The sequence below is a fragment of the Pseudomonas sp. F(2018) genome (assembly GCF_005508865.1).
Taxonomy (GTDB): domain Bacteria; phylum Pseudomonadota; class Gammaproteobacteria; order Pseudomonadales; family Pseudomonadaceae; genus Aquipseudomonas.
The window spans coordinates 21,156-43,334 of the sequence record NZ_SCOM01000003.1 but is presented as its reverse complement, the minus strand read 5'-3'; the positions used below and the strand labels follow the sequence as shown (position 1 = coordinate 43,334).

Here is a 22,179-nt window from a genome sequence, read left to right as displayed (position 1 = left end):
TTCGGGGGCTTCATGCAGACTCTTACTGTCGATCTTGGTGAGCGCAGCTATCCCATTTACATCGGGGAAGGGCTGCTCACTCGTTCTGATCTGTTCAAGCCTCATTTGGCGGGGCGTCAGGTGGCGATCGTCACCAATGAAACCGTCGCTCCTCTCTATCTCGACACGCTGCAGCAATCCCTTAATGGGCAGGACATCGCGTCCGTGGTGCTGCCCGACGGCGAAAGCTTCAAGACATGGGAAACCCTGCAGCTGATCTTCGATGGCCTGCTCGAAGCGCGCCACGATCGCAAGACTACGGTTATCGCGCTGGGTGGCGGTGTTGTTGGCGATATGGCTGGCTTCGCGGCGGCCTGCTATCAGCGTGGTGTCGACTTCATTCAGGTGCCGACCACCTTGCTGTCGCAGGTCGACTCTTCCGTTGGCGGCAAGACGGGCATCAACCACCCGCTGGGCAAGAACATGGTGGGCGCTTTCTATCAGCCCAATGCGGTGATCATCGATACGACTGTCCTTGGCACCCTGCCTGCGCGCGAGCTGTCTGCCGGGCTCGCCGAAGTGATCAAGTACGGACTGATCTGCGATCCGGAGTTTCTGGGCTGGCTGGAAGAGAACATCGATGCATTGCGTTCGCTGCAGCCTGAAGCTCTCATCGAAGCCATCGAGCGCTCCTGTGCAGCCAAGGCGCGGGTGGTGGGGGTGGATGAGCGCGAGTCTGGCCTGCGCGCCATCCTGAACCTCGGCCATACCTTCGGTCATGCCATCGAGACGCATATGGGCTATGGCGAATGGCTGCATGGCGAGGCGGTGGCTGCCGGTACCGTCATGGCGCTGGAGATGTCGTCTCGCCTGGGTTGGATCTCGACCGCCGAGCGCGATCGGGGCATTCGTCTTCTGCTGCGAGCCGGTCTGCCGGTGGTTCCGCCCGTCGAGATGGGGCCCGAAGATTTTCTCGAACACATGGCGGTCGACAAGAAAGTGCTTGATGGTCGTCTGCGCCTGGTCTTGCTGCGTCAGCTCGGCGAGGCCGTGATTACCGATGACTTCCCGCGGGAAGTTCTGGATGCCACCTTGCGCGCAGACTACCGCGCGCTGCTGGCTCAGCTTGGAGAATAAGAGAGCTACATGACCAGTTTGCATGCCGACGAGGCGCTCCTCGCGCACTACCAGTTCAGTCATGACCCCTTTGCTGCGCGGGTACCGGGCTTCCGTTTCTATCCGGCCCAGCGCAAGCCGGTGCTGGGTCAGCTGCACCATCTGGCGCGCTACAGCCAGTTGCTGCTGGTGGTGACCGGCCCGCATGGCAGCGGCAAGACCCTGCTACGCCAGGCGCTGGTCGCCAGTACCAACAAGCAGGCGGTGCAGTCGGTGGTCGTCTCCGCGCGCGGCGCCGGGGATGTCGCCGGCGTGCTGCGCCAGGTCGCCCAGGGGCTGGGCATGCAGCAGACGGATGTGCGCAGCATCCTGGCCCAAGTGGCGCAGCTGGCGCTGACCGGGCAAGAGGTCTACCTGCTGGTGGATGACGCCGAGCAGCTGGCCGATGCTGCCCTCGAGGCCTTGTTCACATTGGCGGCGGGCAATGCCGATGGGCGCCCGCATGTCTTCCTGTTTGCCGAGAGCGACATCCTGCCGCGACTCGAGCTGATGGCCGATGGCGAGGAGCGCTTCCACGCGGTCGAGCTGCTGCCGTACAGCGAGGACGAGACTCGCGAATACCTGGCACAGCGCCTCGATGGTGCGGGCCAGGGTATCGACCTGCTGAGCGACGATCAGGTCAGCGATATTCACCTGAGCTCCGGCGGCTGGCCGGGTGCGATCAATCAGGCGGCGCGCGAGGTGCTGGTTGAGGCCATGCTGGCGAGTCGTAGTGCTAGTGCCGGCTCGTCCGGTGTCGGCTTGCCGAAGAAGCACCTGCTGGCGCTGGCCGTGGTGGCCGTAGCGCTCGGCGCTGCCTGGCTGATGCAGGGGCGGACGGAAAGCACGCCGCCGATGGTCACCGAGGCTCCGATCGAATTGCTGCCGCAGAGTGCCGCGCCGGTGGTTGCCGATGCGCAGCAGCCGGTGAGTGCCCCCGCGGCTCCGGCGCAGGCTCCTGCTGCCGTGGAGTTCAGTGGTGCCAGCCAGCCGCTGCCGCTGCCCTTGGTGGGCGAGGCGCAGCCGGTGATCCGTGAGCCGCTGGCCCAGGCCTCCGGCATGGAGGATGACGAGGCTGGAGCCGCTGCTGGTCAGGAGGGGGTGCCGTCCGTGGTGCAGCCGACTCCGGCCGCTACACCGGCTCCAGTAGTGGCTGCGCCGGTGGTTCCGACTGTGGCGAGCGTGCCGGCGGTGGCGCCAGCCGCTCCGGTTGCCACCAAGCCCGCGCCGGCTCCTGTTGTGGTGGCTCCGGTGATCAAGCCGGCGCCCGCTCCGACTACCGCAGGCAAGCCTGCGCCAGAACCCAAACCTGCTACTGCGCCTGCGGCCAAGCCGGCCGTGGTGGCCAGTGCCGCTCCGGCTCCTGGCGGCGAATGGTATGCCAGCCGTCCGTCTGGTAATTATGCCCTGCAGATCCTCGGTACCCGCTCCGAGAGCAGCGCCAAGGCGTTCGTCAGCAAGAACGGCGGCGAATATCGCTACTTCAAGAAACTGCACCAGGGGCAGGCACTCTACGTGGTTACCTATGGGCAGTTCTCCAGTCGCGCTGCCGCCCAGGCGGCGGTCAAGTCGCTGCCGGCGGCGGTGCAGGCGGGCAAGCCCTGGCCGCGCAGCTTCGCCAGCATCCAGCAAGAGGCGGTGCGGGCCCGCTAGTGGCCCGTGGATTGCCTCTCATTTGGTGACCGGCTGGTCCTAGCACGGGCCTCTGGTCGCCGCCTTTCTTCCAGGCGACAGAAGTTTTCATTTGGCCGTCACAAAAATTTGTGAGGGCCGGGGTCGCTATGTAAAATGACCCCCCTTTGCCTGCGCCAAGCTGGGGCACAGCCCTGCGCGGAAGGCAGCTAGGTCGATGAATTAGAAAGCAATTTGCCCTTTGAGGCAGCCTGGTGAGAGTGTCTATGAAAGCAGGTCTATACCATCCTGATCAGTTCAAGGATAACTGCGGCTTCGGCTTGATCGCCCACATGCAGGGCGAGGCGAGCCATCACTTGCTGAATACTGCCATTGAAGCCCTGACCTGCATGACCCACCGCGGCGGCATCAACGCCGACGGCAAGACCGGTGACGGTTGTGGTCTGTTGATTCAGAAGCCTGACCTGTTCCTGCGCGCCATCGCCAAGGAACAGTTCGGCAGCGAACTGCCGCAGCAGTACGCCGTGGGCATGGTGTTCTTCAATCAGAGCCTGGCCAAGGCCGAGGCCGCCCGCGCCAACATGAACCGCGAGATCGAGGCCGCCGGCCTGCAGCTGATAGGCTGGCGCAAGGTGCCGGTGGATACCAGCGTGCTCGGCCGCCTGGCTCTGGAGCGTCTGCCGCAGATCGAGCAGGTGTTCATCGGTGGCGCCGGCCTGGATGACCAGCAGTTCGCCATCAAGCTGTTCAGCGCCCGTCGTCGCTCCTCGGTGGCCAACGCCGCCGACACCGACCACTACATCTGCAGCTTCTCGTCGAAGACCATCATCTATAAGGGCCTGATGATGCCGGCGGACCTGCAGCAGTTCTATCCGGACCTCGGTGACGAGCGCCTGCAGACCGCCATCTGCGTATTCCACCAGCGCTTCTCCACCAACACCCTGCCGAAATGGCCGCTGGCGCAGCCGTTCCGCTTCCTCGCCCACAACGGCGAGATCAACACCATCACCGGCAACCGCAACTGGGCCGTGGCCCGTCGCCTGAAGTTCGCCAACGAGCTTATTCCGGACCTGGAAGAGCTGGGCCCGCTGGTCAACCGTGTCGGCTCCGACTCCTCGAGCATGGACAACATGCTCGAGCTGATGGTCACCGGCGGTATCGACCTGTTCCGCGGCGTGCGCATGATCATCCCGCCGGCCTGGCAGAACATGGAGACCATGGACGCCGACCTGCGCGCGTTCTACGAGTACAATTCCATGCACATGGAGCCGTGGGACGGCCCCGCGGGCGTGGTGATGACCGACGGTCGTCACGCCGTCTGCCTGCTCGACCGCAACGGCCTGCGTCCGGCGCGCTGGGTCACCACCAAGAACGGCTACATCACCCTGGCGTCGGAAATCGGCGTGTGGGACTACAAGCCGGAAGACGTGATCGCCAAGGGCCGTGTCGGCCCGGGCCAGATCCTCGCGGTGGACACCGAGACCGGCCAGGTGCTGGACACCGATGCCATCGACAACCGTCTGAAGTCGCGCCACCCCTACAAGCAGTGGCTGCGTCAGAACGCCGTGCGTATCCAGGCCAAGCTCGACGACGACCATGGCGTGGCCAGCTACGACGCCGACCAGCTCAAGCAGTACATGAAGATGTTCCAGGTCACCTTCGAGGAGCGTGACCAGGTGCTGCGTCCGCTCGGCGAGCAGGGCCAGGAAGCCGTGGGCTCGATGGGCGACGACACGCCGATGGCCGTGCTGTCGCAGCGCATCCGCTCGCCCTACGACTACTTCCGCCAGCAGTTCGCCCAGGTGACCAACCCGCCGATCGACCCGCTGCGCGAGTCGATCGTCATGTCCCTGGAAATCTGCCTGGGCGCCGAACGCAACATCTTCGAGGAATCCCCGGCCCACGCCAGCCGCGTCATGCTGAGCAGCCCGGTGATCTCCCCGGCCAAGTGGCGCGCGCTGATGAGCCTGACCACCCCGGGCTTCGAGCGTCACGTCATCGACCTCAACTACGACCCGGCCATCGGCCTGGAAGCCGCGGTGCGCAACATCGCCGACCAGGCCGAGGAAGCCGTGCGTGCTGGCAAGGTGCTGCTGGTCCTCACCGACCGCCACATCGCCCCGGGCAAACTGCCGGCGCATGCCGCGCTGGCCACCGGCGCCGTGCACCATCGCCTGACCGAGAAGGGCCTGCGTTGCGACTGCAACATCCTGGTCGAGACCGCCACCGCCCGTGACCCGCACCACTTCGCCGTGCTGGTGGGCTTCGGCGCCTCCGCCGTGTACCCGTTCCTGGCGTACGAAGTGCTGGCCGACCTGATCCGCACCGGTGAAGTGCTGGGCGATCTCTACGAGGTGTTTAAGTACTACCGCAAGGGCATCTCCAAGGGCCTGCTGAAGATCCTGTCGAAGATGGGTATCTCCACCGTCGCTTCCTACCGTGGCGCCCAGCTGTTCGAGGCCGTCGGCCTGTCCGACGAAGTCACCGAGCTGTGCTTCCGTGGTGTCGCCAGCCGCATCCAGGGTGCGCGCTTCATCGACATCGAGGCCGAGCAGAAGCTGCTGGCCAACGAGGCCTGGAACAACCGCAAGGCCATCCAGCAGGGCGGTCTGCTCAAGTTCGTCTACGGTGGCGAGTACCACGCCTACAACCCTGACGTGGTCAACACCCTGCAGGCCGCCGTGCAGCAGGGCAGCTACGAGAAGTACCAGGAGTACGCCGCGCTGGTGGACAACCGCCCTGTGTCGATGATCCGCGACCTGCTGCAGCTCAAGCTGGCCGATCAGCCGCTGCCGCTGGACCAGGTCGAGTCGCTGAGCGACGTGCTCAAGCGTTTCGACTCCGCCGGTATCTCCCTCGGCGCCCTGTCGCCGGAAGCCCACGAGGCCATCGCCGAGGCGATGAACCGCTTGGGCGCGCGCTCCAACTCCGGTGAGGGCGGCGAAGACCCGGCCCGCTACGGCACCGTGCGCAGCTCGAAGATCAAGCAGGTGGCCACCGGCCGCTTCGGTGTGACCCCGGAATACCTGGTCAACGCCGAAGTGCTGCAGATCAAGGTGGCCCAGGGCGCCAAGCCCGGTGAGGGTGGCCAGCTGCCCGGTGGCAAGGTCAACGGCCTGATCGCGCGCCTGCGTTATGCCGTGCCCGGCGTGACCCTGATCTCGCCGCCGCCGCACCACGACATCTACTCGATCGAGGACCTGTCGCAGCTGATCTTTGACCTCAAGCAGGTCAACCCGCAGGCGCTAGTCTCGGTCAAGCTGGTGGCGGAAGCCGGTGTCGGCACCATCGCCGCCGGCGTGGCCAAGGCCTATGCCGACCTGATCACCATCTCCGGCTACGACGGCGGGACCGGCGCTTCGCCGCTGACCTCGATCAAGTACGCCGGCTCGCCGTGGGAACTCGGCCTGGCCGAAACCCACCAGACCCTGCGCGGCAACGACCTGCGCGGCAAGGTCCGGGTGCAGACCGACGGCGGCCTGAAGACAGGCCTCGACGTGATCAAGGCCGCCATCCTCGGCGCCGAGAGCTTCGGCTTCGGCACCGGCCCGATGGTCGCCCTGGGCTGCAAGTACCTGCGCATCTGCCACCTGAACAACTGCGCCACCGGCGTGGCCACCCAGAACGACAAGCTGCGCAAGGACCACTTCATCGGCACCGTGGAAATGGTGATGAACTACTTCACCTACGTCGCCGAAGATACCCGCCAGTGGCTGGCCAAGCTGGGCGTGCGCAGCCTCGGCGAGCTGATCGGGCGTACCGATCTGCTCGACGTGCTGCCGGGCGAGACCGACAAGCAGGGCAACCTGGATCTGAGCCCGCTGCTCGGCAGCGACCATATCCCGGCTGACAAGCCGCAGTTCTGCGAAGTCGAGAAGAACCCGCCGTTCGACCAGGGCCTGCTGGCCGAGAAAATGGTCGAGCTGGCCAAGGCCGCCATCGCCGGCAAGACCGGCGGTGAGTTTGAGCTGGACATCTGCAACTGCGACCGCTCCATCGGTGCGCGGGTGTCGGGCGAGATCGCCAAGCAGCATGGCAACCAGGGCATGAAGGACGCGCCGATCACCTTCAAGTTCAAGGGCACCGCGGGCCAGAGCTTCGGCGTGTGGAACGCCGGCGGCCTGCACCTGCGCCTGGAAGGCGATGCCAACGACTACGTCGGCAAGGGCATGACCGGCGGCAAGCTGGTGATCACCCCGCCGGCCGGCAGCCCGTTCAAGACCCAGGAGTCGGCCATCGTCGGCAACACCTGCCTGTACGGCGCCACCGGCGGCAAGCTGTTCGCCGCCGGCACCGCCGGTGAGCGTTTCGCCGTGCGCAACTCCGGCGCCCACGCCGTGGTGGAAGGCACTGGCGACCACTGCTGCGAGTACATGACCGGCGGTTTCGTCTGCGTACTGGGCAAGACCGGCGTCAACTTCGGTTCGGGCATGACCGGCGGCTTCGCCTATGTGCTCGACCTGGACAACGGCTTCGTCGACCGCGTCAACCACGAGCTGGTGGAAATCCAGCGCATCAGCAACGAGGCCATGGAGGCTTACCGTAGCCACCTGCGCGGCGTGCTGAGCGAATACGTGGCGGAAACTTCCAGTCCCTGGGGCACTCACCTGCTCGAGAACCTGGAGGATTACCTGCGCAAATTCTGGCTGGTCAAGCCGAAGGCCGCGAGCCTCGGTTCTCTGCTCTCCAGCACCCGTGCCAATCCGCAATAACGCGCCTGAAGTGGTTTGATGAGGTTTTGAAATGACTGAACGTCTGAACAACGACTTCCAGTTCATCGAGGTCGGGCGCAAGGATCCGAAGAAGAAGCTCCTGCGCCAGCGCAAGAAGGAGTTCGTGGAAATCTACGAACCCTTCAAACCGGCCCAGGCCGCCGATCAGGCACACCGCTGCCTGGGCTGCGGCAACCCGTACTGCGAGTGGAAGTGCCCGGTGCACAACTTCATTCCGAACTGGTTGAAGCTGGTTTCCGAAGGCAACATCCTGGCCGCCGCCGAGCTGAGCCACCAGACCAACACCCTGCCGGAAGTCTGCGGCCGCGTGTGCCCGCAGGACCGTCTGTGCGAGGGTGCCTGCACCCTCAACGACGGCTTCGGCGCGGTGACCATCGGTTCGGTGGAGAAGTACATCACCGACACCGCCTTCGCCATGGGCTGGCGTCCGGACATGTCCAAGGTCAAGCCGACCGGCAAGCGTGTCGCCGTGATCGGTGCCGGCCCGGCCGGCCTGGGCTGCGCCGACGTGCTGGTGCGCAACGGCGTGACCCCGGTGGTGTTCGACAAGAACCCGGAAATCGGCGGCCTGCTGACCTTCGGCATCCCCGAGTTCAAGCTGGAAAAGACCGTGATGAGCCGTCGTCGAGAAGTCTTCACCGGCATGGGCATCGAGTTCCGCCTGAACACCGAGATTGGCAAGGACGTGACCATGCAGCAGCTGCTGGATGACTACGACGCCGTGTTCATGGGCATGGGTACCTACACCTACATGAAGGGCGGCTTCCCGGGCGAAGACCTGCCGGGCGTGACCGACGCGCTGGACTTCCTGATCGCCAACGTCAACCGCAACCTCGGCTTCGAGAAGTCCCCCGAGGACTTCATCGACATGAAGGGCAAGCGCGTGGTCGTGCTCGGCGGTGGCGACACCGCGATGGACTGCAACCGCACCTCCATCCGCCAGGGCGCCAAGGCCGTGACCTGTGCCTACCGTCGTGACGAAGAGAACATGCCGGGTTCGCGCAAGGAAGTGAAGAACGCCAAGGAAGAGGGCGTGAAGTTCCTCTTCAACCGCCAGCCCATCGCCATCGTCGGCGAGGACAAGGTGGAAGGCGTCAAGGTGGTCGAGACCCGTCTCGGCGAGCCGGACGCCCGTGGCCGCCGCAGCCCCGAGCCGATCCCGGGCTCCGAGGAAATCATCCCGGCGGAAGCCGTGCTGATCGCCTTCGGTTTCCGTCCGAGCCCGGCCGCCTGGTTCAGCGACTTCAAGATCGACACCGACAGCCAGGGCCGTGTGGTGGCGCCGGAGCAGAACCAGTTCAAGCACCAGACCAGCAACCCGAAGATCTTCGCCGGTGGCGACATGGTGCGTGGTTCCGACCTGGTGGTGACGGCGATCTTCGAAGGCCGCAACGCCGCCGAAGGCATCCTCGACTACCTCGGCGTCTGATCCTCGGCGCCCCATCCTGGGGCGTCTGCGCGGCTAGTCCGCTAGCCGCGCGGATCAATCCCCGCTTCACCCAAGTATCTCCAAGGCCGCGCCGCTCGTACCCGGTGCACTGCCTGCACGCGCGGCACATGGCCGTCGTGCGCCTGGTACGACTCCTGCTTCGCTTCCTGACGCACCCTATCCGGCTCGCCATCTGGCGAGGCCCATGACCCGCGTGAGGACTTTCCATGGACAAGCAACAGATGAGCACGGCCATCATCCAGGCCCGCCAGCGTCTCGGTATCAGCTGGGCCGAACTGGCCCGCGCCATCGAGATGTCACCGGTGTGGACCACCTCGGCCTGCCTCGGCATGAACAGCATGCCCGCCGACAAGGCCGAAGCCCTGTGCCGCACGCTGGAGCTGCCCGGCGAGGTGGCCCTGGCCCTGCAGGCCTTCCCGCACAAGCACTGGGACAAGACGGTGCCGACCGACCCGCTGGTGTACCGCTTCTACGAGATGATCAATGTCTACGGCGACACCATCAAGGAGCTGATCCAGGAGGAGTTCGGCGACGGCATCATGAGCGCCATCGACTTCAGCATGGATATCTCGCGGGTCGCCGACCCCAAGGGCGACCGCGTACAGATCGTGCTCAACGGCAAGTTTCTGCCTTACAAGGCCTGGTGACGACGCGCGGCATAAGGTCGCGATAGACAAAAGGCACGGCGCTCGCCGTGCCTTTTGTTTTTGGGTCTGCGAAAATGCCCGCACTTTTTCTGCGCCACGGTGCGCGGCGCACCTGAGATCCAGGGCCCGCCCGGAGGAGGGGGACGCCACTGGCCGACTCCCGCACAATTCTCCGCCGTTAAGTTTCCCTGCCGTATTTCCAGGAACCCTGCCGATGTCCTCCGCCCTGAAGAACGACCGTTTCCTGCGCGCCCTGCTCAAGCAACCCGTCGACGTCACTCCCGTGTGGATGATGCGTCAGGCCGGCCGTTACCTGCCAGAGTACCGCGCCACCCGCGCCAAGGCTGGCGACTTCGTCAGCCTGATGAAGAATCCCGAGCTGGCCTGCGAGGTCACCATCCAGCCGCTGGACCGCTACCCGCAGCTGGACGCAGCGATCCTGTTCTCCGACATCCTCACCATCCCCGACGCCATGGGCCAGGGCCTGTACTTCGAGACCGGCGAGGGTCCGCGCTTCAAGAAAGTGATCGGTTCACTGGCCGATATCGAGGCCCTGCCGATTCCCGATCCGGAGCAGGACCTGGGCTACGTGATGGACGCCGTGCGCAACATCCGCCGCGAGCTGAACGGCCGTGTGCCGCTGATCGGCTTTTCCGGCAGCCCCTGGACCCTGGCCACCTACATGGTCGAGGGCGGTTCCAGCCGCGACTTCCGCAAGTCCAAGGCGATGCTCTACGACAACCCGCAAGCCATGCACGCGCTGCTCGACAAGCTGGCGCAGTCGATCATCGCCTACCTCAACGGGCAGATCCGCGCCGGCGCCCAGGCCGTGCAGATCTTCGATTCCTGGGGCGGCGCGCTGTCGGCCGCGGCCTACCAGGAATTCTCCCTGCGCTACATGAAGCAGATCGTCGACGGCCTGATCCGCGAACACGACGGTCGCCGCGTACCGGTGATCCTGTTCACCAAGGGCGGCGGCCTGTGGCTGGAGTCCATGGCCGAGACCGGCGCCGAGGCCCTGGGCCTGGACTGGACCTGCGATATCGGCAGCGCCCGCGCCCGTGTCGGCAGCAAAGTCGCCCTGCAGGGCAATATGGACCCCGCGGTGCTCTACGCGAAACCCGAGGCCATTCGCGCCGAGGTGGCGCGCATCCTGGCCAGCTTCGGCCAGGGCAGCGGCCAGGTCTTCAACCTCGGCCACGGCATCACCCCGGAAGTCGATCCGCAGCATGCCAAGGCCTTCTTCGAGGCGGTGCACGAGCTGTCGGCGCAGTACCACGCCTGATTCAGGCGCATAAAAAAAGGGCCGCTGATGCGGCCCTTTTTTATGGCGGACAAGCGTCTTATTTGACGTTGGCCAGGTCGGCCTTCAGGGCGACACCGGCCATGATGGCGCCGGCGTGGCACTCGTACTTCTGCGCGTCGGAATAGACCACGTTCTTGTAGTTGCTGACGATGTTGACCACGGCATTGGCGCCGGCCTGCTTGGCGGCGTTCTGCATGCGGATCAGCGCGGACTGCATGGCCCAGGAGCAGGCGCCTTCGTCGCTCTTGTTGAAGGCGTTGGTCTTCTGGCTGGTGGTCACGCCGGACTTGACCACGCTGGCCTTGACCGGGTTGCCGGCCAGGTAGAACTTCACGCTGCCATCCAGGCGCCCGGCGTTCAGGGCCTCCTGCACGGCCTGCTCGAACGGCAGGAAGTGGGTGGTGTCACGCGCTTGGCTGATGCCCGGGATAACAGCGAAGAGCAGGGCGGCCAGGGTCCAGTTTTTCAGTTGCATGGTCGTCTCCTTGACGAAAGGTCACGGGGTGGGGGAAAGGTTGAGCTGGTGTTCGATCTCTAGCTTGAGGTACTTCACCCAGCGATTGTAGGTGCGATGGATCTTGCCGTTCTTGTACTCCAGACCCTGGCTGCTGCGATAGCGAATGAAGATATCGCGCGGGTTGTAGTCGATGGTGATGGCCGCCTGGTGGCGTTCGCGCACCAGGATATCGGCTTGCACGCGCCCCGGCTGGACCTGGCCGACATGCCAGCGATAGGTATTCAGGGCATTGAGAATGGCCTGCTCGATCTGCGGATCGCTGATGGCCGAGCCCGGCGGCAGCTCGATGGTTGGCGTGTCGACGGGCTGCAGCGTGCTGCAGGCGGCCAGGCCGGAGACGATCAGGCCGAGCAGTAGGGTGCGCAGTAGTGCGGGCATGGGAGACTTCCTTGTGTCTGTTTTCAGTTCCAGCGCTTGAAGATCAGCGAGGTGTTCACCCCGCCGAAGGCGAAATTGTTGTTCATCACGTACTGATGGCTCATCTGGCGGAATTCGCCGCGCAGGTAGTCCAGCTCGCCGCATTCCGGGTCCACGTTGTCCAGGTTCAGTGTGTGCACGTAGCTGTCGCTGTTCATCATCTCGATGCTGAACCAGGACTCCAGCGCGCCGCAGGCACCCAGGGTGTGGCCAAAGAAACTCTTCTGCGAGCTGATCGGCATCTGTGGGCCGAACAGGCTGCTGGTGGCCAGGCTCTCGGCCACGTCGCCCTGGGCGGTGGCTGTGCCGTGGCCGTTGACGTAGCCGATGGCGGAGGGCGCAAGGCCGGCATCTTCCAGGGCCAGCTCCATGGCGCCGCGCATGGTTGCCTGCTCCGGCTTGGTGGCGTGGATGCCGTCGGAGTTGCAGCCGAAGCCGACGATCTCGGCGTGGATGGTCGCACCGCGCGCCAGCGCGTGCTCCAGCTCCTCCAGCACCAGGATGCCGGCGCCTTCGCCGATCACTAGGCCGTCGCGGCCGGCGTCGTAAGGGCGTGGCGACAGGTGCGGGGTGTCGTTCTTCAGGCTGGTGGCGTACAGCGCGTCGAACACCATGGCCTCGGTCGGGCACAGCTCCTCGGCGCCGCCGGCCAGCATCATCTTCAGGCGGCCGAACTTGATCGCCTCGTAGGCGTAGCCGATGCCCTGGCTGCCGCTGGTGCAGGCGCTGGACGTCGGAATCAGGCGGCCCTTGAGGCCGAAGAAGATGCTGATATTGGCCGCCGTGGTGTGCGGCATCATGCGGATATAGGAGTTGGCGTTAAGGCCGTCTGCTACGGAATTGAGCAGCATATTGCCGAACGCCTTGATCTCGTCGGTGCTGCCGGTGGACGAGCCGCAGGCCACGCCCATACGGCCGTCGCTGATGCACGGATCGCCGAGCAGGCCGGCGTGCTCCAGGGCGCGCTCGGCGGCGAACACCGCCAGCTTGGACACCCGGCCCATACTGCGGGTCTGCTTGCGCGACCAGTGCTTGGGCTGGACGAAGTCGTCCACCGGGCCACCCAGGCGGGTGTTCAGCTCGGTGAAGCGATCCCACTCGTCCATGCGGCGGATGCCGCTGCGGCCTTCCTTGAAGGCGGCCGAGATGGTCGGCCAGTCGCTGCCCAGCGAGGTGATACCGGCCATGCCGGTGACGACTACACGTTTCATCAACACAAACCACCGTTCACCGCGAGGACCTGGCGGGTAATGTACGCCGCCTCCTCGGACATCAGGAAATTCACCGCGCCGGCCACTTCTTCCGGGGTGCCCATGCGTGCAGCCGGAATCATCTTGAGGATCTCGTCCACCGGCACCTGCTCGTCGAGGATCTCGGTGTCGATCAGCCCAGGCGCCACGCAGTTGACCGTGATCTTGCGCTTGCCCAGCTCGATGGCCAGGGCCTTGGCCGCGCCGATCACGCCGGCCTTGGAGGCGCTGTAGTTGACCTGACCACGGTTGCCGATCAGCCCGGAGACCGAGGTGATGCAGACGATGCGCCCGGCCTTGCGGCGGCGGATCATCGGCATGGTCAGCGGGTGCAGCACGTTGTAGAAACCGTCCAGGTTGGTGCGCAGCACCTGGTCCCAGTCGTCGTCGCTCAGCGCCGGGAAGGCACCGTCGCGGGTCAGGCCGGCGTTGCACACCACGCCGTAGTAGGCGCCGTGCTGTTCCACATCGGCTTCCAGCGCCGCGCGGCAGGCGGCGCGGTCGGACACGTCGAACTGCAGGATGCGCGCCTGCCGGCCGAGCTCGGCGATCTGCGCCTGCACGGCCTCGGCCTCGTCGCGGCGCGAGCGGCAGTGCAGCACGATGTCGTAACCGGAGCGGGCCAGGCGCAGGGCGATGGCCCGGCCGATGCCGCGGCTGGAGCCGGTGACCAGGATGGTTTCAGTCATTGCGATTGCTCTTGCTGCTCTTGTAGATACCTCGCCACTTCCGGCGGGCGGAACACATTGAGGCGTGCCTCGGCGTGGATATCCGGGCCGTCGAGGTGGCACTCGAACACGCCCATGCCGTTGTCGTCCTGCAGCGAGCGCAGGGCCTTGATGCGCAGCTCGGCGCCGGCCGGGAAGCGCTCGACGTTGCACTCGAACTTGCGTGTGCCGAGGAGGAAGCCCAGCTCCACCGGTAGGCCGGCCTGGCGCGCCTGGCAGCCGGCGTAGGCGGCGATGCTCTGCGCCATCAGCTCGACGCCGACCCAGGCCGGCAGGCTGCCGTCGGCCTGGCTGAACAGGCCGCCGGGACGCACGGTAAGACGGGTCTCGATGTCTTCGTCACCGAAGCTGACGACTTCGTCGATCAGGATCATATCGCCGGCGTGCGGCACCAGCTCGGCGATCGGCCACAGGCTCATGGTGCGTCTCCCTTTGGGGCATCACCCAGGATCAGCGCCACGTTATTGCCGCCGAAGGCGAAGGAGTTGCTCATCAGCCGGCGGCCACTGCTGCGGGCCAGCTGATCACCGGCGCCGACCAGTTGCAGGGGCTCCAGCGCCGGGTCGGCCTGGCCGTCCCACAGGTGTGGCGGCAGCAGGCCGTCGCGGTTGTGTTCGCTTAAGACGAGCCAGCAGAAGGCCGCTTCTAGTGCACCGGCGGCGCCAAGGGTATGGCCGGTCAGCGGCTTGCTCGACGAGCAGGCCACGCCAGCGGGGAACAGGCCGCGCACGGCCTTGCTCTCCATCGCGTCGTTGTGCGCCGTGGCGGTGCCGTGCAGGTTGAGGTAGTCGATATCCGTGGCAGCCAGGCCGGCGTTGGCCAGGGCCTGCTGCATCGCCGCACGGGCGCCGAGACCCTCGGGGTGCGGCGCGGAAATATGGTGGGCATCGGAGGTGGCGGCGCCGCCGAGGAAGGCGATCGGGCTACTCTCGCGAGTCATCAGGAACAACGCGGCGCCCTCGCCGATATTGATGCCGTGGCGGTTCACCGAGAAGGGATTGCACGGCTCGGCGGACACCGCTTCGAGGGCCGAGAAACCATTGAGTGTCAGGCGGCACAGGCTGTCCACCCCACCGCAGATCACCGCGTCGCACAGGCCTTGTTGCAGCAGGCGATGGGCGCTGAGCAGGGCGCGCGCGCTGGAGGTGCAGGCGGTGGACTGGCAGTACACCGGGCCGGCCAGTTGCAGCCAGTCGGCGAGGAAGGTGGCCGGCGCGGCCATCTCTTGTTGGGCGTAGTCGTATTCGGCGGGCAGCTCGCCTTCATGGAGGAAGCGGGCGATGCCATCGCTGGCCTCGCGGATGCCCGAGGTGCTGGTGCCCAGTACCAGGCCGACGCGGGCGGCGCCGTAACGGGCGATGGCGGCGCGCAGCTCGGGTTCGATCTGCTGGGCGGCGGCCAGCAGCAGCTGGTTGTTGCGGCTATGGGCGGCCTCGAAGCCTTCTGGCATGGCCGGCAGGGGAGCACGTACGGCGCCGACGGTGAGGCGGCGGTCGCTGACCCAGCCGTCCTCGGCGCGCATGCCGGAGGCGTCGCCGGCCAGCAGCGCGTCGGCCACCGCCTGCTTGCCTTCGCCCAAGGCGCACAGCAGGCCGAGGGCATTCAAATAGCTCGGCATTGTAGAGCGGGGCATCAGTTGCCTTCTTCTTGGTTCAGCGCGCGCACCCGATAGCTGAGCTGCGGTGCGGCGAGGGTGAAGTCCAGTGCGGAACGGTAGCGGATTCGCCAGTCCGGGTTAAGCCGGCGCTGACCATCGGCGCCGCGCTGCCAGCTGCCCTCGGGGTAGGCGGTCAGCGCGTCATCGGTGGTGAGGGCGAACAGCAGGGCGGCGAACAGCTCGCGCGCTTCGGCGTTGGGTGGCAGCAGGCCGTCGTTGCGCCACTCGCCGTGCTCCAGCAGTTGGCGCGCCAGGGGCACGCCGAGCGGGTCGAACAGCGACCAGCGCAGGGCCTCACCTTCGGCCTGGATCACCAGCAGCCAGTCGCGTTGCTCAGCACTCTGCGTGCGTTCGATCTGCAGGCTGATGGGCAGTGCGGCGCTCAGCTCGGGGCTGCTCGCCGGCACGGGCGTATGCCCGGCGCAGGCGCCGAGCAGCAACGTGAGGGCGAGTAGCAGAACCCTAGGCATCACGGCTTGCGTGCCACCGCGTTGACCAGGGTCTCGTCACGCTGGCCGAACGGCTTGGCCTTGACGATGCCCCAGCGTTCCAGCAGGCCGAAGTCCTTGGAGCGGCTCCACCACAGATAGGGGTAGGAGACGTTGCGTTCCTCGAACTGGAAGCCCTGCTGGCGCAGCATGCCCAGGTATTCCTCGGCGCTCTTCTGCACGTGCATCGGATGGCGGAACAGCCAGCGGATCACCCAGGTGTCGATGTAGAACTTGGTCGACTCGGCGAACAGCAGCAGGCCGCCCGGTTTCAGCACTCGCCAGAACTCGGCCAGGGCCTGCTCCTGCTCGACCAGGTGATGGAAGGTCTGGTGGCAGAACAGGATGTCGACGGAAGCGTCGGGCAGGTCGATGGCCGCACAGTCGCTGGCGATCAGCTGCACGTCGAGGCCCAGGCGCTCGGCCTCGGCGCGCGAGCAGTCGAGGCTGTACGGGTCGGCATCGAGGCCGATCATCTGCGCCGGAGCGAAGGCCTCCTGCAGCAGGCCGAACGAGCGGCCCTGGCCGCAGCCGGTGTCGAGCAGCACCGGCGCCTGCGGCAGCGGCGCATCGATCAGGCGCTTGAGGTCGTTGATCGCCACGCGCAGCACATGGTGCTGCCAAACGTGGCTCTGCAGGAACCAGAAGCCGAAGCGGGTTTCCTCGACGTAGGTGGCGGCGGCGCGTTCCATCGACATTTATTCCTTTAGGAAGTGGTTTGCACAGTCGCCGAGCGCCGCTGAGGCTAGGCAAAAATGGCTGAGGAAGCGCAGTTTACGTGTTGTAAATGAGCATTCCGAAGCCGTTTTTAACGACGCATCGGCAAGCGCAGGCACTGTGCAGACCATTTCAGTTCATGGCGCAGAGTTCGGCGAGCACACCCAGGCGGCGCTTGGGCTCGGCGACATAGGGGTTCTTCTCGTCCCAGGCGTAGCCGGCGAGGATCGAGCAGATCATGCGGCGGATTTCCGGTGAGGCCTTCTCGTAGAAGATCACGTCCTGGAAGCTGCCATCGTACCAACCCTGCACATACACGCGGAACGTATCCACGCCGCGCTTGAGCGGGATGGCGAACTGGTTTTCCCAGTCGATCTGTTCGCCGTTGAGCTGGCGATGCAGCAGGCCGGCGGCCATGCTCGCCGAGCGCATGGCGATGGTCACGCCGGAGCTGAACACCGGGTCGAGGAACTCGGCGGCGTTGCCCAGCAGGGCGAAGCCTGGGCCATGCAGGCTCTTGACGTTGGCCGAGTAGCCGCCGATGGCGCGTGCCGGGGTGTCCCACACGGCGTTCTCCAGGACCTTGGCCAGGCTTGGCGTTTCCGCGACGAATTGCTTGAGGCAGGCATCGAGGTCCTTGGGGTAGCCCTCGTAGTGTTCGGCGGCGGAGACCACGCCCAGCGAGCAGCGGCCGTTGCTGAACGGAATGGTCCAGAACCACACATCACGCAGCTTGGGATGGGTAGTGATCAGGATCTTCTCGCGGTCGAAGCCGGAGGCCGGGTCGATGCGGTCCTCGATATGGGTGAACACCGCCTGGCGGATCGGGAAGGACGACGGCGTGTCGAGGTCGAGCAGACGCGGCAGCACGCGGCCGTAGCCGCTGCCGTCGAGCACGAAGGCGCACTCCACTTCATACTCGTGGCCGTCGGCCAGCCGGCGCACCGACAGGCGCGGGCAGTCGCCCGCGAAGTCGGCGGCGAAGATCTCTTCCTCGTAGCGGATTTCCACGCCCTGCAGCTCGGCCTGGTCGGCCAGCAGCTTGTCGAAGTCGGCGCGAATCACCTGGTAGGTCGAGCCCTGGCCTTCGGTGAACTTGTCGCGGAAGTCGAACTCGGTGTAGCGCTCGCCCCAGGCGAAGGCCGCACCGTGCTTGGTCTGGAAGCCGGCGGCCTGCACCGCCTCGAGCATGCCGGCCTCCTCGACGAAGTCCAGGCAGTGCGACAGCAGGCTCTCGCCGATGGAGAAGCGCGGGAAACGCTGACGCTCCAGTACCAGCACATCGTGGCCGTGACGCTTGAGGATGGCGGCGGCGATGGCGCCCGACGGGCCGGCGCCGATGACGACGATCTGACGCTGTTCGACTTCAGGAGACTTCATAACGGCTTCTCGCTTGATTGTTGTTGGCATGCTTGCCGAGCAGGGCCGGCAGCAGGGTGGAGAACAGACTCATCAGCAGCAGACCGAAGTAGATCAGCGAATCGATCAGCTGCAGTTGCAGGAGCAGGTTGAGGAAGACGATTTCGGTGAGGCCGCGGATGTTCAGCAGCAGACTCTCGTGCCACTTCACCCGCGCCGCGGCGCTCGGGTCGGCCCAGTGCAGACCGAGCCAGCTGCCGAGCACTTTGCTCAGTACCGGCAGGGTGATGAGGATAGCGATGGCCAGCCATGAGTAGTCTTGACCTATGCCATGGAAGTCCACGCGCAGCACGCCGAACGTCAGGATCAGCGGCACGGCCAGGCCGTTCATCAACAGCTTCCAGGCGCGCTCCGGCAGCGGCAGGACGAAGGGCTGCTTGATCCAGCCGAGGCACAGCATGTAGGCGATGCCGAACACCAGGGCGTTGAGTTTGAGCTGCTGGAACAGCAGCATCAGGGCGAAGAACGGCAGGCTGTAGAACAGAGCATGGCTCAGCTTGAGCAGGCGCAGCGCCAGTGGCAGGGCGGCGGCCAGCAACGGCCACAGCAGCGCGGCCGGGTGGCTGCTGCCCTGGGCCAGGCCGAACAGGCTCCAGCACATGAAGTCCATCAGGATCGCCGCGTGCAGCAGGCGCTTGGTGTCTGCCGCCGGGTAGCCGATGCTCTGCAGGAACAGGTAGAGCACCGGGATGGCGGTGATCGAGAACAGCAGGCCGATGCCCACCGAGCTGAGCCAGCTGCGCTCGCCGGGCAGCAGCCAGAGCGAGCAGGCCAGGCCGGCCAGCATCGGCACCAGGAAGCTGGGCAGGGCGATCTTCACGCAGGCAGGGCTGAGGTCGAGGTCGATCACGTCGCTGAGGATGTAGCCCAGCAGCAGGGCGAAGCACAGGCCGTAGGCCAGGTTCAGCCAGGTCGGCGCCAGCAGGTCCTGGGCAGTCCGTTGCCAGTGCGGCTCGACCCACAACAGCAGCATGGCGGGAATGGCGATGGCCGCCACCAGTAGCTGGCCGACGATGGGGATCAGCCGGCGCCCGCCGATGATCGTCACCAGGGTGTAGATCGCCAGGGCCAGCAGCCAGAATCCGAGCACGGTCACGCGACAACCTCCTTGTGCGGCCGCCCGGCGGCCCAGGGCGAGAGCAGGAAACAGAACAGCAGGCCGAGGCTGATGGCCAGGCCGAAATTGGCGATGGCCGGGGTCTGGCTGAGCAGCAGCAGGCCGAACGACATCCACGCGGTGAGCGCCGAGAGCAGGGTGCCGAGCAGGCTCACTGCCGGCCCGCCGATGTTCTCGCGCATGAGGATGGCGTAGTCGACGCCGATGGCGGTGATCAGCAGCAGGCCGAACAGGCTGAACAGGGTCAGCGGCTGGCCCAGCCAGCCGAGGCAGGCCAGCGCCGCCAGGGCCGACAGCAGCGGCAGGCAGATCACCCGCAGCGCGCCGCCGAGGCCGAAGGGCAGGCACAGCAGCAGGAGGATGGCGGCGCTGGACACTAGTTTCAGTTGGGCGGCGCTAAGTTGGGTGGCGGCGAACAGCTGGTTCAGCTCGCCCAGGCGATCGATCAGCTGCACGCCCTGCAGCCCCTCGGCCGTTTGCTGCAGCAGGGCGCTGTCATTCAGGCCCTGCAGGCTGACGATACCGGCTACTCCACTCTCACTGCGGCCCAGCCATAGCGGGCGCCAGGCTTCGCCCAGTGGGCCGGCCAGGGCCTGCTCCAGGCTTGGCTGCGGCGCATGCAGCAACTCCTCCAGCTCGGCGCGCAGCGCGACCTCCGGCAGGCCGAGGTCGAGCAGCGGCTGCCAGTGCTGCGGCAGCTTGTTCAGCGCAGTGCGCAGCGGTGCCAGTTCGCTTTCGGGGGCGACCAGCTGGCTGAGGGCGCGATAGCCGCGCAGATGGCCGGCGGCGATGGCGGCATCCAGACGTGCACTGAGTTCGGCCTGGCGCTGCAGCAACTGTTGCTCGTCGGCGCCACGGACCAGGAAGAACTGGCTGGTGGGCTGCTGGCCGGTCAGCTCGGCGATGCGCCTGGCTTCGGCCATCAGCTGCGGCTCCTGGCCCAGCCACTGGCGCAGGTCGTTCTGCAGCGTCAGCTGCCACAGGCCGCCGGCGCAGAAAACCAGCAGCGCGAGCAGCAACGGCCAGCTGCCGGTGCGCGCCAGCAGGCGGGCACGTCGCTCAACCAGGTTTTCGGCGGCGCGGCGCAGGCTACCAGGTGGTTGCAAGCGCAGATTGTTTAGCCAGGCCGGCAGCAGGCACACCGAGCACAGGTAGGCTCCGATCAGGCCGGCGGCGGAGAACAGGGCGATCTGGGTCAGCGCCGGGAAAGGCGTGAAGGCCAGCGCCACGTAGCCGGCGAGGTTAGTGCCCAGGCTCAGGCTCAGGCCGGGCAGGGTCTGGCGCAGGGCGGCCCAGCTCGACCAGGGGCCGTCGCCCCAGCTCTTGCTCAGGTAGTGCTGCGGGTAGTCGGCGGCGACGCCGACCAGGCTGGCGCCGAGCACCAGGGTCAGCGCGTTGATCTGGCCGAACACCAGCACACAGGCGGTGCAGCCGGCCAGCAGCGCCACCCCCATCGGCAGCAGGCTGACCAGGATGCGCGGGCGGCGGAAAGCGAGCAGTAGCAGCAGCAGGGTGCCGAGGGTGGCGCCGCCGCCGATCAGGGCGATCTCCTGGGTGGCCTTGGCCTGACCGGCTGCGGCGTGCAGCGCGCCACCGGCAGCGAGCAGCTGGCCGCCTTCGGCGCTGACCTGCTGGCGCAGCTCGGCGACGGCGGCGGCGATCTGCGGCGGCGCCTGCATGTCGAAGGCATCGCCACGAGTGCGCAGGCGCAGCAACGCCCAGGTGGTGGCGTCGTCCTGCAGCCGCAGGGCGCCGCTGCCGAGGTCGGCCTGGACGCGGCTGCCGGGGTTGAGCGTCTGCTGGGCGCGCAGGCCCAGGCCCAGCCAGTCCTGCTCGGTGGGCAGCAGGCCGAAGCCGGCGAAGGTGTCGAACAGCTGCTGGGCGCGCTGCTGGATGAAGGCGTCCGGCTGCTCGATCAGCAACTGGCGGTCGGCTGGTGCCAGCAGGGCTAGGCGGCTGGCGCTCAGTTGTTCGCGCAGCGGTGCGAGGTCGGCCTGCAGGCTCCACTGCACCTTGTCGAAGCGGCCGCTTTGCTGCCACTGCTCGCCGGCCTGGCGCACCAGTTCGATGGCGCGTTCGCGCTGCGGGTGGCCGATCAGGATCAGCAGCTCGCGCGACAGCGGCTCCTGCATGCGCTGCTCGGCCTGCTGTACGAGCTCGTCGCCGGCGCCCTTGGGTAGCAAGGCGAGCATGCTGGCCTGCACCGGCGGACCGTTGCGCCACTGCCAGGCCGCCAGCGCCAGCAGGGCCAGGAGCAGGGCGCCGAACAGGCGCGGCAGGGTTTTCTGCAGGCTAGGGGACAAGGTCGGCGCGCTCCTGCGCGGTCAAGGCATCGCCAGCCTGGCTTTGCGGCAGCTTGAGGACGGTGCGGTCGCCCTGGGTCTCGATCAGCTCGATGCGCTCGACCAGCGCGCCGCCGTCGATGCGGATGGCGCTGAATATCTGCTTGAGCAGCAGAGAATGCGGGGTGAGCTGGAGCTGCCAGGCGTTCTGCTCGCCTGTCAGCTGCAGGTCGAAGTCACGCTCCAGGCCGCTGCGGTCGCCTTTGAGTACGGCGAGGAACAGGCGGCTCTGCTGGGCGGCGACGTCCTGGCCCGGCTGTTGTTGCCAGCCTTCGGCCGTGCGGCGGGCGATGCCGCTGTCGGCGATGCGGTAGTCCTGTTTCAGGGGCTTCTGTAGGAGCCAGAGCAGGCCGTGGTCGCGGGACAGGGTGAACTGGCCCTGGCTGGTCAGCGGAGTGGGCAGGGCGCGCAGGTGCTTTTCCTGGATGAAGGGACCGCGGACTACGGTGGGCTTGGCCAGCTGGGCGCTGAGGTCGGACAGGTCGAAGGCGTGGGCTGCTGGGGCTGCTAGCAAAAACAGAGCTGTGAGTCCCTGGCCGATTGCCGAAGTGATCTTGGCTTTTGGTTTCGCCCCCCCGGGCGAGTCACTTTCTTCTTGCTTGCCCAAGAAGAAAGTAACCAAAGA

18 protein-coding genes are annotated in these 22,179 nt (G+C 66.3%); 6 read left to right on the top strand and 12 right to left on the bottom strand.

The window, feature by feature from the left end:
• The first annotated feature begins 12 nt into the window (after window positions 1-12).
• The 6 genes from aroB (at window position 13) to hemE (ending at window position 10,881) form a co-directional block, all read left to right on the top strand.
• The gene (gene aroB, locus FFS62_RS14110; protein WP_137973470.1) at window positions 13-1,116 is read left to right on the top strand and encodes a 3-dehydroquinate synthase; all 1,104 of its coding nucleotides are present in this window, start codon (window positions 13-15) and stop codon (window positions 1,114-1,116) included.
• A gap of 9 nt (window positions 1,117-1,125) precedes the next feature.
• Complete coding sequence (locus tag FFS62_RS14105; protein ID WP_137973469.1) at window positions 1,126-2,787, top strand: AAA family ATPase; 1,662 nt, start codon at window positions 1,126-1,128, stop codon at window positions 2,785-2,787.
• Between the two features lie 245 nt (window positions 2,788-3,032).
• On the top strand, window positions 3,033-7,478 hold the full coding sequence (gene gltB / locus FFS62_RS14100) for a glutamate synthase large subunit (protein ID WP_137973468.1): 4,446 nt from the start codon (window positions 3,033-3,035) through the stop codon (window positions 7,476-7,478).
• A 31-nt stretch (window positions 7,479-7,509) separates the two neighbouring features.
• Window positions 7,510-8,928 (top strand): FAD-dependent oxidoreductase, encoded by a 1,419-nt coding sequence (locus tag FFS62_RS14095; protein ID WP_137973467.1) that lies wholly within the window; start codon window positions 7,510-7,512, stop codon window positions 8,926-8,928.
• Between the two features lie 227 nt (window positions 8,929-9,155).
• Window positions 9,156-9,596 carry a cyanase gene (cynS, locus tag FFS62_RS14090; RefSeq protein ID WP_137973466.1) on the top strand — a complete coding sequence of 147 codons (441 nt, stop codon included), beginning with the start codon at window positions 9,156-9,158 and terminating at the stop codon, window positions 9,594-9,596.
• 214 nt (window positions 9,597-9,810) lie between these two features.
• Complete coding sequence (hemE, locus tag FFS62_RS14085; RefSeq protein WP_137973465.1) at window positions 9,811-10,881, top strand: uroporphyrinogen decarboxylase; 1,071 nt, start codon at window positions 9,811-9,813, stop codon at window positions 10,879-10,881.
• A gap of 58 nt (window positions 10,882-10,939) precedes the next feature.
• Here the strand turns inward: hemE and FFS62_RS14080 are convergent, their stop codons facing one another.
• From FFS62_RS14080 to FFS62_RS14025, 12 genes are all read right to left on the bottom strand, one after another.
• Window positions 10,940-11,377, bottom strand: a complete 438-nt coding sequence (locus tag FFS62_RS14080) for an excinuclease (RefSeq protein WP_137973464.1) — start codon at window positions 11,375-11,377, stop codon at window positions 10,940-10,942.
• A 21-nt stretch (window positions 11,378-11,398) separates the two neighbouring features.
• Window positions 11,399-11,797 carry a hypothetical protein gene (locus FFS62_RS14075; RefSeq protein ID WP_137973463.1) on the bottom strand — a complete coding sequence of 133 codons (399 nt, stop codon included), beginning with the start codon at window positions 11,795-11,797 and terminating at the stop codon, window positions 11,399-11,401.
• Window positions 11,798-11,820: 23 nt separating this feature from the next.
• Window positions 11,821-13,047: a beta-ketoacyl-ACP synthase gene (locus FFS62_RS14070; protein ID WP_137973462.1), complete on the bottom strand. Its 1,227-nt coding sequence runs from the start codon at window positions 13,045-13,047 to the stop codon at window positions 11,821-11,823.
• The gene (fabG, locus tag FFS62_RS14065; protein WP_137973461.1) at window positions 13,047-13,775 is read right to left on the bottom strand and encodes a 3-oxoacyl-ACP reductase FabG; all 729 of its coding nucleotides are present in this window, start codon (window positions 13,773-13,775) and stop codon (window positions 13,047-13,049) included. Before fabG ends, FFS62_RS14070 begins: the two co-directional genes overlap by 1 nt.
• Window positions 13,772-14,233 carry a hotdog family protein gene (locus tag FFS62_RS14060; RefSeq protein ID WP_137973460.1) on the bottom strand — a complete coding sequence of 154 codons (462 nt, stop codon included), beginning with the start codon at window positions 14,231-14,233 and terminating at the stop codon, window positions 13,772-13,774. The genes fabG and FFS62_RS14060 overlap by 4 nt, the downstream gene beginning before the upstream one ends.
• Window positions 14,230-15,432, bottom strand: a complete 1,203-nt coding sequence (locus FFS62_RS14055) for a beta-ketoacyl-[acyl-carrier-protein] synthase family protein (RefSeq protein WP_137974005.1) — start codon at window positions 15,430-15,432, stop codon at window positions 14,230-14,232. Before FFS62_RS14055 ends, FFS62_RS14060 begins: the two co-directional genes overlap by 4 nt.
• Before the next feature lie 14 nt (window positions 15,433-15,446).
• On the bottom strand, window positions 15,447-15,941 hold the full coding sequence (locus FFS62_RS14050; RefSeq protein WP_137973459.1) for a hypothetical protein: 495 nt from the start codon (window positions 15,939-15,941) through the stop codon (window positions 15,447-15,449).
• Window positions 15,941-16,651, bottom strand: a complete 711-nt coding sequence (locus FFS62_RS14045) for a class I SAM-dependent methyltransferase (protein ID WP_137973458.1) — start codon at window positions 16,649-16,651, stop codon at window positions 15,941-15,943. Before FFS62_RS14045 ends, FFS62_RS14050 begins: the two co-directional genes overlap by 1 nt.
• Window positions 16,652-16,808: 157 nt before the next feature.
• On the bottom strand, window positions 16,809-18,056 hold the full coding sequence (locus FFS62_RS14040; protein WP_137973457.1) for an NAD(P)/FAD-dependent oxidoreductase: 1,248 nt from the start codon (window positions 18,054-18,056) through the stop codon (window positions 16,809-16,811).
• Window positions 18,043-19,191, bottom strand: coding sequence for a sodium:proton antiporter (locus tag FFS62_RS14035; RefSeq protein ID WP_137973456.1), 1,149 nt, complete (start codon window positions 19,189-19,191; stop codon window positions 18,043-18,045). The genes FFS62_RS14040 and FFS62_RS14035 overlap by 14 nt, the downstream gene beginning before the upstream one ends.
• On the bottom strand, window positions 19,188-21,515 hold the full coding sequence (locus tag FFS62_RS14030) for an MMPL family transporter (protein WP_137973455.1): 2,328 nt from the start codon (window positions 21,513-21,515) through the stop codon (window positions 19,188-19,190). The genes FFS62_RS14035 and FFS62_RS14030 overlap by 4 nt, the downstream gene beginning before the upstream one ends.
• Window positions 21,505-22,068 carry an outer membrane lipoprotein carrier protein LolA gene (locus FFS62_RS14025; protein ID WP_371920132.1) on the bottom strand — a complete coding sequence of 188 codons (564 nt, stop codon included), beginning with the start codon at window positions 22,066-22,068 and terminating at the stop codon, window positions 21,505-21,507. Before FFS62_RS14025 ends, FFS62_RS14030 begins: the two co-directional genes overlap by 11 nt.
• Between the last annotated feature and the right edge of the window lie 111 nt (window positions 22,069-22,179).

Bases quoted from the DNA above. Each gene is read 5' to 3' on its own strand.
- aroB (WP_137973470.1), top strand. From the start codon at position 13: ATGCAGACTCTTACTGTCGATCTTGGTGAGCGCAGCTATCCCATTTAC.
- FFS62_RS14105 (WP_137973469.1), top strand. From the start codon at position 1,126: ATGACCAGTTTGCATGCCGACGAGGCGCTCCTCGCGCACTACCAGTTC.
- gltB (WP_137973468.1), top strand. From the start codon at position 3,033: ATGAAAGCAGGTCTATACCATCCTGATCAGTTCAAGGATAACTGCGGC.
- FFS62_RS14095 (WP_137973467.1), top strand. From the start codon at position 7,510: ATGACTGAACGTCTGAACAACGACTTCCAGTTCATCGAGGTCGGGCGC.
- cynS (WP_137973466.1), top strand. From the start codon at position 9,156: ATGGACAAGCAACAGATGAGCACGGCCATCATCCAGGCCCGCCAGCGT.
- hemE (WP_137973465.1), top strand. From the start codon at position 9,811: ATGTCCTCCGCCCTGAAGAACGACCGTTTCCTGCGCGCCCTGCTCAAG.
- FFS62_RS14080 (WP_137973464.1), bottom strand. From the start codon at position 11,377: ATGCAACTGAAAAACTGGACCCTGGCCGCCCTGCTCTTCGCTGTTATC.
- FFS62_RS14075 (WP_137973463.1), bottom strand. From the start codon at position 11,797: ATGCCCGCACTACTGCGCACCCTACTGCTCGGCCTGATCGTCTCCGGC.
- FFS62_RS14070 (WP_137973462.1), bottom strand. From the start codon at position 13,047: ATGAAACGTGTAGTCGTCACCGGCATGGCCGGTATCACCTCGCTGGGC.
- fabG (WP_137973461.1), bottom strand. From the start codon at position 13,775: ATGACTGAAACCATCCTGGTCACCGGCTCCAGCCGCGGCATCGGCCGG.
- FFS62_RS14060 (WP_137973460.1), bottom strand. From the start codon at position 14,233: ATGAGCCTGTGGCCGATCGCCGAGCTGGTGCCGCACGCCGGCGATATG.
- FFS62_RS14055 (WP_137974005.1), bottom strand. From the start codon at position 15,432: ATGCCGAGCTATTTGAATGCCCTCGGCCTGCTGTGCGCCTTGGGCGAA.
- FFS62_RS14050 (WP_137973459.1), bottom strand. From the start codon at position 15,941: ATGCCTAGGGTTCTGCTACTCGCCCTCACGTTGCTGCTCGGCGCCTGC.
- FFS62_RS14045 (WP_137973458.1), bottom strand. From the start codon at position 16,651: ATGGAACGCGCCGCCGCCACCTACGTCGAGGAAACCCGCTTCGGCTTC.
- FFS62_RS14040 (WP_137973457.1), bottom strand. From the start codon at position 18,056: ATGAAGTCTCCTGAAGTCGAACAGCGTCAGATCGTCGTCATCGGCGCC.